We start from the raw sequence: 13,032 nt of genomic DNA on the forward strand, positions 1-13,032 counted from the left end.
GCGCAGGAATATGCCCCAAAAGAAATTTGGGGTCACAGCATCTTCCTCAACCCCTCCCATTTCACTTTCCATTGACCGTTCTTAGGGATACCGGGTTCAGTTTCTTTACTGCCTTCGTAACCGGCACACATTACCGCCACTGCTGCCAGCAGACCGCCATTACCCGGTAGATAGATCGTTAACCTGCCATCCTGGTAATTGTGTCCATTGTTCAAATAAGTATTGGTGGTAATGGGCATCAGCAAGGCGTCAATAGCTTTTTCGGGCATCCCTAACCGTGTAGCCGTCATCGCCGTCATGGGAAAATCCCATCCCCAGGTATCATTCCAGCTCCAGTTGCTCCATATCCAATTGAACGTATTTTTCATGATCGTTTTGTCCACCATCGGTGTTTCCGGCGCCATACCCAATGCACCCAGTACGGATGGATGATCTGTCTTGAATTCAGGATTGGTGTAAGAGTCCGTTGCACTTTCGGTAAACAAATATTTATCTCCCTGTACCGGTAAAGGCGAAAGATCTTTGATCACATCATCCCATTTTTTATTGCGGGGCAGGTGCAGGCGTTCTCTCCATTTTTGTGCAGTGGATAAGGCCCAGTGCCAGTAAGCCAGCTCGTAGGTAGGATTATAAGTGGTATCGGCTTTAAATCTTTCCTGTGCAGCGATCACACCTTTTCCCAATACATATTTTTTGGTGGCTGCATCGTAGCGTGCAAAAGAGGCCATAAAATCTGCCGTGGCAAATACCAGGTTCTTATACCGGTTGAGTGTTTGTGTATTAGGCTTTTCCCGATAAACCAGTTCTGTAAAATAAATATAATGTGGTTGCTGCCATATTAAAAAGGCGCCGATGGATGAAGGCACTTCTCTCCCGTCGTTGTCGGTCATTTTCTGCCAGCGCACGCCTTCGTATCCCTGCCGCTTTGCGATTGCTTTTGCAATGGGTGCAACACGGTCGTACCATTGCAAACTTTTTTCCAAAAGGTCTACCCTGCCCCATAATGCAAAATGAATGGCATGCCACCAATGCATTTCTATATGCGGTTTACCGTACCAGCTGTTATACGTGAGCCCTGTTTCCTGCGGAGGATTGCTGCCGGCGCAATTTACTTTGGTAAGGTATTGCGAGAGCACGATCCTTCTTTCCAGTTCGCTGGCCCTTATATCGGTGCTGCCTGTAAAATCCACTGCGGCACCCCGCTTCCAGAACGCAGCCCAAGAACTGGTACTATTGTTCTTTATATCACTAAAAGAAAATTCTTTTTTCAAACCCGTAGCCTGTGTAAAAGCGCAGGTAAATTCAAAAGCATCAGTTGCATAAGGCTTCACTAAAAAATAGTGCTTTTGTTTGGTGCTGATATCGGCCCTGTTGTTCCAGTTCAAAAACAATTTATACGAAGTGGTATCCAGGTTATGAGTGATCACTGCACTGTTATGTGATGATTCATTTAATGCAGACTGATGTTTTTTCTTCGTCAGCAAAATTGGTATTCATATCTGCCCAACCACCGGTGGGATAAGGCAACCGGATACGGATGTTGATCCTTCTTTCTTTTATTAAACCAGAATTGATCTTAACCCCTATCATATCATCCTGCTGGTGGCAATAAGTGATCACTTCCACCGGCGCACCATCTACTGTAAATTTTGAATGGATCTCGCCTGTCCACATATTCAATTGCTGATCAATATCCTTTACATCTTCTATTTTAAAAATGGTCCCGTCTTTCTTAGTGATCTCCAGCCCGATGTTGGCTAATTGCAAACGATGCAGGTTTTGTCGAAAATAGTTGCAGGCATTCTTATTTTGTTCAGGACTGTTCCATTGCACCATGTATTGTACATCCCTGCCGTTCAAATGATAGGTCTTTAATGCTTCTTCTTCCTTGTATCCTTTTGTATTAGGAAAACTATGCCAGCCCCATTCGCTTTCTGTACCCAGTGGCACACCTTTCGCATAAGCGTCGGGGAAAGATTGTAATCCTGTGGCATCTACGGTAAATGCAAATTTTCCATTGCCTACGGATAGGGAAGAAAGCGTATCCATTTTTTTATTGACAACGGTATGCCTTTCCACCAATGCTTTGCGGTTGATGGGTTGAGCAGTTGCTGATACAAAAGCAAAAATTGCTACTACAATATTTAAAACCGATCTCATTATCAATTATTAATTTTTAATTATTAATTACCTACCAATGTTGCACTCATTAAACCGATTACCACTTCGTTGGCAATGGTTTCTATTTTCAGACTTTTCAATTCTTTATCTCTTTTTAAATACATATCAATTACAATTCCGGCGCCACCGTCAATAGCACGACTGGTAAGCCCTTTAATAGTACTTAATTTAGTGATCTTGCTGGTAAACTCACCTGTTTTTAAAAGCAAGCGGTAATTCCTCGAATAGTGCGTATCAAAAGCAAATCCATCATCATAATAATCCTGCTCAATGGGACACCAGTTGTACGGGTTTACTAAAGCCACTTCATCAGTACTTCCATCAGTATACGTAACAGTGATCTTTCCATTGGTAAACTGGCTTTGCTGGTGATTGGTGCTTCCTGCCATGAGTAATTCCAGTTGCCGCGCTTTTCCATTTAATGGTATTGTTACAGACTTTGGATAATTGTCCCATTGCGAAGTGTAAATGATATTTTTCGCATCTTTCGCTGATGGAGTTGCAAAGGGTAGTTGATCAAGATAGATCGTGTTAGCACTGCCTGCTTTTTCCCGTACACCACTGTCATCAATATTCACATCTGTTAATGGATAACACCAGTTACCGATCCCCTGCCAGGGTATCTGCAAAGTGGTTGATGATGGCCTGGGCGAAAGGTATTTGTTTTTAAATATCTGCGTCACTTTATCATTAAAATAGGGTTGCAGGTCTACCATAGTAAACGGACCATAAGGAGGAAAATCCTTCAGATTGTCGACCTCGACAGGATAATTAATATCAAAATGTACCGGGTCGAACCAGGTGACACCGCCCTGTTGCAATTGCAAAAAAGCTGTATGAAAATTAGGCTCATCGGTCACTTCGTAAGCAACCGATGTTTTTTGCATATTCGTATTTTTAAAAACGTGTTGAGGATCATCTATTGCAATACAAATTGCATTTTTAAGCTCTACCTTACCTTTTCCATATATCGGCCTCAGGTATTGACTTTCAACGTCATCAAAGATTTTGCCTCCCCAGGTTATTTTTATAACAGCATTCCTGGTCTTGCCACATTCAATTGCGATCATTGGCGCACCAACCATGTTCTGCATCCAGTTCCATTTCACAGGTTTTCCATTCACCGTTACCGATGCCACTTTATCTTGCAGCGCTTTCAACTGCAATGTAATGTTCAATAATTTTTGATAAGATTGCGTGATATTGTAAGAAGCAACATTTTTATTTTGTTTAAACTCAAAACTAATATCGGGCACTGCAATTTTTGCAAACTGCCATGCGGATGGAAAACCTGGTTTTATTAAAAGCTGATCATGCAATGCGTCCGGCAAGATACCAAACAAACCTTCTGTTAAAGATCTTGCCGCCATACCAATGCCGTCTGCAAAGTCACGGTACAGTTCGCCACGGATGGCATCATAAAAAGACAATTGCTCAAAACCACCCGGGCTGGCGCTGGCGTACATACTTTCCACCACGGTGCTTTTAAATAATTTATAGGCATTATCCGCTTCATTACTTTGCCAGTATGCAAGCGATGCATGCAGGTTTTCTGCCAAGGCCACATTATTCATACTCCACGTGTACGGCTGCCAGTTAGTAGTAGATAATAAATAATATCCTTCATCTTTTAAGCCATTAATTTTTACAGGAATATGCGGAATATGATGATCTACATAACGCATCAGCTGGTAGCATTGCTTTGCATCCGGCACGTTCTCATCCACGGCATGGTATACCGTCCATAATGCAGCCGCAGGATGCACCAGTTGCAACCCCATCAGGTCCTTGTTTTCAGCAAACCAGCCTTTATCTTTCAGCCACAGTTCTTTGTTCATTGCAGCAAATATCTTGTTTGCTTCTGCTTCGTAAGCGCTCCCATCCTCACCTATCATTTTGGCCAGCATGGCCGCAGTTTTATTGGCACGGTAATTATAAGCAGAAGAATGTGTAACACCACCGCCACTGTATTGCAGTGCATCGCTGGCCCATATCGCTGCATAAGCATCGTATAGTCCATCGCCATCTGCATCAAAATTTCTTTTCTCCCATTGCAGGTGCAGCTTTATTACCGGCCACATTTTTTTTACATAATCTATATCGCCGGTATAATTAAAATGATGGAGCAGTTCATCAATGTACACCAGGTTCATATCATAATGATGCGGACGGATATCACCACCGGGGTTGCGGCTGATATACCCATTGCTGAACATGGCGTTGCCCATTTTTTCCTGCTGTCTCGCTATGTGTAACGCTGTATCAAATACTACAGGACCTGGTGGCACCTTCGTTACCTGTGATAAGGCATAACTGCTGAAATGTGTTCTTGCCCTATCGTGCCAGCCCAGCGGATCGGCAGCATAAGGTCCACGCCATGCAGGCAACCGCATGCGCCATGCAATAGCACCGTGCATAAAAGAAGGTTCTTCCCAGATGGCGTCTGCCGCAATGGCCAATGCAGCACCCATAGGATTGATAAATTCATCCGGCGTCTGCAACTGCACCCGGTCTGCAATTTTCTTTCTTGCCGCTTCTGCTTTCGCAAACATTGCGGGTAATATTTCTGCACTGGTATTATCTCCTGCCTTCTGCACTGCAAAATAAAATGGATGATCTTTTCCTACACTCCATTTTGCAATAACCACCGGCGATGCAGCAGTTGCGGAAGAAGCAAATAATTCTTCTGGTGATGACTGCTTTTCTGCATCCGCAATTTTTAGTGTTGCTGTTACAGGAAAGATACCTGTCAGCTGTTTAGGTTTTTCTTTTCCACTCGTATCAGGTTTCTTATCGCCATATTGTATCTCGTATCGTTCATCTTCGCTTAATGCTTTTGACAATCCGTAAAAAAGCTGGAAACTATTCTTTTCAATTTTATAACTGTTGTCTTTACAATAACCGGGCTGCAAATAAAAAGATGATTCAGGATCGGCGCCGATATCTCCATCACGCCCGAATTTTTTGCCTGTGGCACCACCGTATACCATCAACAAATTGGTATTGGCCGGTGCATTAATTGTTTCCATTTTAACGATCATTCCTTCCGCATCTGCCATAGCCAACACTGTAACATTGATGGAGCCTTTTCCCAGTAAACTGTCTTTTATTTCATACAGCATTGTACCGGGGCGGTAAATAGTTTTTATTACATCGGCATTACTGATCCATTTACTTTTTCCATTTACACTGATACCAATTTTGCAGTTACCTCCCATACCGGGCATGTACAAGGCAAATTCAGGTAAGTCACCTGCTTCTACACGAAAGGCAGTGTTGGTGCCATACAGCGCCCGGTTGAATTTCCGGGTGCCTTTATATAAAACAAAATCATTGCCCTGCGGCAGGTAATGCACCGTTCTTTCCTTATCGTGCCAAAAAGTAGTTTCATTCTGTTGTGCCTTGATGCAAACAGGTGCAATGATGCAGCACAATAACAGCACAACACAGTATTTGACTGTTGCCCCGGGATCGTATATGGTACATCTTTTTTTCTTCATGTTATTGTGCGATCAATTTTGGTTTTAATTCATCAGGCGCTGCTTTGGTAAATGCGTCCCATACAAACTTTGAAGGTTTACTGGTTAGATCCCTGATCAAATTTATATCAATTGACTGTGCAGGCGCAAATGCATCACTGTTCATATATTTTTGCAGGCTGTAAAATAATTGCGTGGCGGCTGGCTTGCCCGGCGTATTGGGTGAAAGCTCGGCACTGCTTACCATGATCTTCCCGTTACCGCATTTTGCTTCAAATAAAACGGCCAGCCTCCGGTTCATGAACCAGGTATCAATGGGCCGCAGCAATATTTTAAAATCCTGGGGAAAATCTTCCAGGTGCATTACCTGTGCACGGTTCACTATTTCCCACCATTGAAGATCGCTGTGATAGCTGGTTGGAAAGGCAGCAAAGGCAGGATGCTTTTCCTCTATCAGCATACCCAATGTATGGGGCGGGCGCATTTTAAACCAGGATGTGTTCCAGAATACCGGCGTAAAATACTGCACCACTTCTTTTCCTTTCATGATTTTTCCGGCAAGATTTAAAAATACCTTTCCTCCATTGTTCAGCACTTCCACGGTTTTTGCATCCAGCGTATCGGTATAATAAACCGTATTGTTATTTATTGCAGGCAATGCTTTGGGATATACCCAAAAATTCCAGTTGTTTTCAATACCGGTCTTATCAATGGTTACATATAAAGTTAACTGCTGCGCTGCGCTAATTTTATCTAAAGAAGCAGTAATATTACCTGCGAAAGTATTTTTGCCGGTGGCAATATTCTGTGCTGCAAATTTTCCTTCGCTGTATACGGCACCCTTATTGTTGCGTAACTGCCAGCTAATGGTTGCATCATTCATATCTGCCTGCCCGTAATGATAAATTTCTACAGCTGCCTGTATGTTTTCGTCATTGGTATATACAAATTTTGAACAGCGTATCAGCGGCACCGTTATATTACAGAATTGTTTGAATTCTTTTGCCGTAGTATAGCCTTTCTCTTTCCAGAAGGCATTGAGTGTACCAACGATTGCCGAACCCTGGCCGGGAAAATCCTGCAACCCTAATAGCTGGAATCCGCCAAGCCCGGGTGTGCGCAGGGATTTTTCCAGTTCGTACTTATAACAGATGGTCTGCAATTTTCCTGAAGCCATTAAAAATTTTTCTGCAAGATCACCCATTCCATTTCCAATCAGGTCCTGCTGAAACATTTCAAAATTCTTTGCCCGGTAATTGCCCGTATACAATTTGATCTCTTTAAAATCCGGAAATACACACCATTGCCCCTGTTCATGCGTAACATAGGGCATAGTGAACGCGGCGATAGCACGACGGTAATCAGAGTCACTGGAAGGCATACGCGAATTCCAGTCCAGCCCCCTTGCGCCGGACTTGATCATGTATTCATTTTCGGGTACCAATGGCCAGCTCATGGCTACTGATGCCCCGGTATATAAACGGCGATTGTCTAAGGCCTTAAAATAAAAGATGAAATCCTTTAAATATTTTGCCTGGTTTCTTCCCGCAGGTTCGTTACCCGCTGCCAGCATAGCAAAGGAAGGATGGTTACCATACCGCTGCAACATTTTTTTAGCTTCCGCATAAATATATTGATCAATAAACCTTCCATCGCCCAATGAAGTGCCATGATTGGGCCAGGAATCCACTTCCGGTTGTAAATAAAATCCTTCCCTGTCTGCTGCATCAAATGCCGCTTCGGGCGGGCACCAGGAATGAAAGCGCATATGATTCAATCCGTGTGCTTTTGCAGTCGCAAATAATTTTTGCCAGCTTGCCAGGTCAGTAGGTGGAAAGCCGGTAAGCGGAAATTCGCAGTTGTTTACCGTGCCACGCAAAAAAGTTTTTTGGTCGTTGATGGTAAACTGTGTGCCATCAACACCAAACTCACGCATACCAAATTGTGTAATACTGCTGCTTTGTGCATTTTTGCCCGAAATAACAGTATGGAGTTCGTAAAGTACCGGATCAAACTCACTCCACAACTGCACCTGATCGGTCATGGGTAATATTAATTCCAGCACTGTATCACCCTTTGTGATCTCTGCATTTTTTTTGATTGTTACACGGTGAGCCGTTTTGGTATTAAAGGCATTTGCTGACAGTCCAATAACGATTGCAGCAGTATTATCAGCATCGTTACATGCAGTAATCAGTACCCTGGCTCTTTTATTTTTTACATCCGGATATACCTGTACGTTTTTGATGAATGTTTTCGGGACCGCCCTCAATTCCATTTTGCCAATGATGCCATTCCAGTTACCCTGTGTATGATCGGTAACACTATGCGAATCAGGCCCTACATTCATATCCGTTATGCGGTTATCCAGCCTTATTGTAATGGTATGCTTGCCCGGTTGTAAAAAAGCTGCACAATCATATTCATGTGCCGTGGCGAGGCTGTTTTGTGTACCTGCTTCTTTTCCATCTATCCATACAGTAGAAATAGTATGCACCCTTTCGAGGAAGAGCTGTATGTTTTGTTGTGCCCAGCCAGCGGGTATTACAATAGTTTTACTATACCAGGCAACACCCACATAATATTTATTGGGTGTTAACCAGAAAGGGAAATGCAGGTTACCGGGCTGGCGGTATTTAGCAAGGCGGGGCATAAAATACCAGCTGCTGTCGTAAATGCTGCCTGTCCATTTTGTATCAATGGTTACTTCATTGCCTTTATTATTACTTAACATAGAGCCGGGCAATGTGACGTGATCATCCAGTTTTTTATTGAACCATTTTTCTGCGATACCAACATCATTGGGATCCATTTTAAAATCCCATTGCCCTGCAAGTGAGATCGTTTGGGCATGTACAATAGCACAATTCCCTGCCAGTATCACCAGCAGGGAAATCAATAACTTTATGTGTAAACTGCTTTGTCTCCCCATATAGTTTTAAAAAATTTATCGCAGGTACTGCTGCAAGCTGCAGTTTTTCAATTGTCGGATGCCTTTTACTATACTGGCGGCATTCAATGCAGCGCCATCCCATGATGTGTGCGTATGCTCATTAGGAAAAAACGGTTTTACTTTTTCCGGCCCCATTTCATCATAGGCATCGGCAGTAATGCTGTTCAGGTCGATAAAAAACGAGCCCGTTGCTTCTGCAGTTTGTTTTGCCCACAGCCCATAGCCGGTACCGTTATACCGCACCACCTTGCCATCCTTCCAGTCGTTGCGGGGGATAGGCGAACAAATGAATACGGTGGCGCCTTTTGCTTTTGCCTCATTGGTAAATTTGGCCAGGTACCATCCGTAGGTATGCACCACTTCCTGCTGCTTGGTAATGGGGTTATAAATTTCCTTCGCAGAATCCCCTACTCCTTTAATGGTTCCTCTTGCTCTTGCAGTATCATCCAGCGGACTGCTGTCGTTATGCCCGAACTGCATGATCACAAAATCACCTTTCTGAATTTTTGCCAACACTTTATCCCATAAGCCCTTGGTTAAATAAGTACGGCTGCTCGTGCCGCCCAATGCATCATTTTCCAGGTCGATCTTCGTGGTGTCAAACAATGGTTTCATCAGGTCGCCCCAGCCCCACATATTGCCTGCACCATCACCACGACCATTTTTTACAGTGCTGTCGCCAATGAAAAACAGTGTTGGTTTTTTATCCGCTTTTTTCAGCATCAAAAATGAAGAAAGCAGGATCACTGCTACTGCCAAAACAATATTTCTTTTTTTATATCTCAACATGACTTAATTTTTATTGAGTAAATAATTATTCAATCCCAATGATTTTACCATTTTAATACCTTCTGTTACGGAGGCTGCATTGATTGTTGCACCTGCTTCGTTGGTATGGGTATGATCGCCGGGAAAGAATTCTTTTACTTTATCCGGCCCCATCGCATCATATTTATCCGCAGTGATGGCATTCAGGTCTACAAAGGTCACGCCTTCGCTGGTGGCAACTTCTTTAGCCCATTTACCATAATCATTGTCGGCACGTTTTACCTTACCATCTTTCCATTCATTTCTCGGTATCATGGATGCTACAATAGGTATTGCGCCTTTGGATTTTGCATCCTGTATGAATTTACGGATATACCATCCATAAGTGTGTACAATTTCTTTCGTGCTGTCGGGCCAGGTCAATTCTACTGTTTCTTCGCCGGTGCCTCTTAACACGCCACGATAGCCCGCTTTACTGGTATCCGGCTTGCTGCCTTCATTATGACCAAACTGCATGATCACATAATCGCCGGCTATTAATGTACTCATCACTTTATCCCAGCGTTTTTCTTTTATAAAAGTTCGTGTACTCCTTCCCGCCATGGCCTGGTTGGAAATACGGAGCTGGGTGGTGTCAAAAAAATCGCCGATCTTTTCGCCCCAGCCGCATTGCGGGCGGTTGGTATTTCTTACGGTAGAATCGCCGATGATGTAGAGCGTTGGTTTTTCTTTTTTCAATAAAAGAAAAGAGCTCAATGCAATAACAATAGTTAAGAGAAATACTGTTCTCAATTTAACAATCCTTTTCATCGTAGTGTTTTTTATTGCAGTGAATTACACGAATTAGTACTAATTAAAAGTTCTTTATCCGCATAACTCATAGCTGTTTTAGTCATCTATTTTGAGGTTGATAACCGCATTTTTTAATTCAGGGGAAGAAGCCGTTATCTTTATCGTTCCTGCACCAGCACTGGCTTTGATGATAGCCACACATTTTCCTTTAAATGCCCACCTTTCATTGGTTTGATAAGGATCGGTGCTGGCAAGATCGGCATTGTCTACCGCCGCAATTACACCAGGCCCTTCTACGGTGAATTTTATTTTGTTGATCGCATTGATACAGGGCAAACCATTATCATCCGTAACCGTAGCGGTAATGTATACAGCATCTTCCGATGTGTTCAATATCTTATTTCTATCAGCCGTTAATACAATCTTTGATGGACTGCCTGTTGTGGTCAATTCCTGTTCGGCCACCACTTTGCCATTATTCCTGGCCACCGCTTTTAATGTGCCTTTATGAAAATTGATCGACCAGTTTCTGGGTGATGCATTATCTGCAGGACGTGGCTGCACTCCTACTGATGTACCATTTAAAAACAATTCCACCTCATCGCAATTACTGAACACCTGGATCTTTGCTTCATCATAGGTATCAATATCCGTAGGACTCCAGTCGCTTACCCATGCGCCCGCCCCGGCATTGCCTTCTTTACGCATTACGTATACCATCGGTTTATCACTCCACCAGCTTTGCCGTTGATAGCCCACATCTTTTATTGCTCCTGTTTTATCTAATAGCCCCGAACCATGCGCCACTTCAGGCCAGTCGGCTTCGCCGAGATAATCAATACCTGTCCATAAAAACTGCCCCGACATGTAAGGTTTATCTCTTAAAGGTATCCATGCGGCCTGTTCCACCCTGTTCTCTGTACCGATTACTTTCCAGTCAGGATTTTTTTCATGTGCTGCCACCAGTTCATTCTCCCGGTAATTCTGTCCCACCACGTCCATGATCTTTGCAAATCCATTCTCATACACTTTGGATAATGCCGGTCGGAACAAAGCCATCGTTACCGGCCTTGTGGGATCGAGTGAATGCACCAGGTCCTGCTGCATCCGGTATTTCTTAAACCCTGATGAATCATTCAGGTTATCGTGTATCTCGTTACCAATACTGTAAATTACAATGGAAGGATGATTGCGATCTCTCAATACAATATCCCTTGTATCACGTTCCCACCAATCAGTAAAATATAAATTGTATCCTTTTTCTGCGTGACTTTTAGCAGCATTCCATGTGTCGAAGGTCTCATCCATCACTAAGAAACCCATAAAATCACAAAGGCTTAAAAATTCCGGAGCCACTGCATTATGAGAAGTACGGATACCATTTACACCTAGTTCTTTTAATGTTTCCAATCTTTTTTTCCAAACGCTAAATGGAACTGCTGCTCCTAAAGCACCGGCATCATGGTGCAGGCAAACGCCTTTTATTTTTACCTGTTTGCCATTGAGTAAAAAACCTGATGCCGCATCGAACTGAATATCCCTGATCCCGAATGTTTCAACGGTTTTATCCACTGTTTTTTTATTTACAATGACCGTTATATATACCTCATACATTGCCGGACTATCAATATCCCAAAGCAATGGATTATCCAGAACAATATTTTGATCTACAGTTTGCGCAGCACCCGGTTCAATTTTTTGTTTAGCCGATACCGCTGTAATTTTTTTTCCATCCCGCGTTGAGGAAATCATAAACTCTACCGATATATTTTGTGCAGCTTTAGATTCATTCAAAATTTTTACTTTCAGGTTTACCGTTGCTTTTACTGCACTAATATTTTTTGTAGTAATGAAAGTACCCCAGTGCGCCACATGCACCGGATTGGTAATATTCAGTGAAACATGGCGATAGATGCCGGCGCCTGTATAATACCTTGAGGCAGGCTGCACCGTATTATCAGCTCTTACCGCAATAACATTTTTCTTATCCCCAAAATTCAAATGACCTGTGAGTTCATATTCAAAACTTGCATAACCGTTAGGACGTTTGCCCAAATGATACCCGTTTATCCAGACATCACTATTGGCCATCACACCATCAAACTCAATGAATATTTTTTGTTGTGCATTATCATTAGTCAATGTAAATGTTTTGCGGTACCAGCCTATACCGCCGGGCAAATATCCGCCGCCGCGGCCGGTGGCGTTATTCCTGTCATATGGACCTTCAATGCTCCAGTCGTGTGGTACATTCAATGAACGCCATGCGGCATCATTGAATTCAGTTTGTTCTGCACCCTTTACATCATCCCTTAAAAATTTCCAGTCATCATCAAAAGAAATTGTTTTTCTTGATAATTCCTGTGCAGTAATTGTTGTTACGAAAAAACAACTTGTTACCAATAGAAATATCTTACATACAAAATACTTTTTTCCCATTATTCGTTTTTTCTTTTAATTTTTACAAGTTCTCTTTAATTTATAAAAATCGTTGCCGGGTATGCTTTTTTACAAGCTCTTATTAATTTGTCCCTTTCACCTCCACAGCCGGTGGGGCTGCGTACCTACACCGGCGCTACTTTTGGCTCTTTCGAAAAATTACCGCCAAAGGCGGATTTTTCGAATGCCGCCTTCGGCATCACCGAACCAAAAGAGGCGCCTTATGCAGGTACTGGTGATAACTCGAAGATAGACTGCATCCAAATCGCAGTATCTTTACAAACCCAAATATTTTCACAACTCACAACTCACAACTCACAACTCACAACTCACAACTCACAACTCACAACTCACAACTCACAACTCACAACTCACAACTCACAACTCACAACTCACAACTCACAACTCACAAATCACAAC

The 13,032-nt window shown here is 42.9% G+C and carries 7 protein-coding genes; all 7 read right to left on the reverse strand.

The annotated features are described in order from the left end of the window. Positions 1-32: 32 nt before the first annotated feature. The 7 genes from QM738_RS23580 to QM738_RS23610 all read right to left on the reverse strand — a co-directional run bounded on the left by QM738_RS23580 (position 33) and on the right by QM738_RS23610 (position 12,612). Entirely contained in the window at positions 33-1,484 is a 1,452-nt protein-coding gene (locus QM738_RS23580; RefSeq protein ID WP_462279225.1) for a hypothetical protein, read from the reverse strand. After that, the gene (locus tag QM738_RS23585; protein WP_462279226.1) at positions 1,447-2,160 is read right to left on the reverse strand and encodes a hypothetical protein; all 714 of its coding nucleotides are present in this window, start codon (positions 2,158-2,160) and stop codon (positions 1,447-1,449) included. Before QM738_RS23585 ends, QM738_RS23580 begins: the two co-directional genes overlap by 38 nt. 23 nt (positions 2,161-2,183) lie before the next feature. Next, a complete protein-coding gene (locus QM738_RS23590; protein WP_462279227.1) occupies positions 2,184-5,681 on the reverse strand; it encodes a DUF4450 domain-containing protein in 3,498 nt (1,165 codons plus the stop codon). Position 5,682: 1 nt separating this feature from the next. Beyond that, positions 5,683-8,592, reverse strand: coding sequence for an exo-beta-1,4-galactosidase (locus QM738_RS23595; protein ID WP_462279228.1), 2,910 nt, complete (start codon positions 8,590-8,592; stop codon positions 5,683-5,685). Positions 8,593-8,607: 15 nt separating this feature from the next. Continuing rightward, complete coding sequence (locus QM738_RS23600) at positions 8,608-9,402, reverse strand: rhamnogalacturonan acetylesterase (protein WP_462279229.1); 795 nt, start codon at positions 9,400-9,402, stop codon at positions 8,608-8,610. Positions 9,403-9,405: 3 nt separating this feature from the next. Continuing rightward, a complete protein-coding gene (locus QM738_RS23605; protein ID WP_462279230.1) occupies positions 9,406-10,191 on the reverse strand; it encodes a rhamnogalacturonan acetylesterase in 786 nt (261 codons plus the stop codon). A 78-nt stretch (positions 10,192-10,269) separates the two neighbouring features. Then, on the reverse strand, positions 10,270-12,612 hold the full coding sequence (locus QM738_RS23610; protein WP_462279231.1) for a glycoside hydrolase family 2 protein: 2,343 nt from the start codon (positions 12,610-12,612) through the stop codon (positions 10,270-10,272). Positions 12,613-13,032: the final 420 nt, after the last annotated feature.

The sequence above is a fragment of the Ferruginibacter sp. genome (assembly GCF_049840995.1).
In the GTDB taxonomy this organism is placed as follows: Bacteria; Bacteroidota; Bacteroidia; order Chitinophagales; family Chitinophagaceae; genus Ferruginibacter.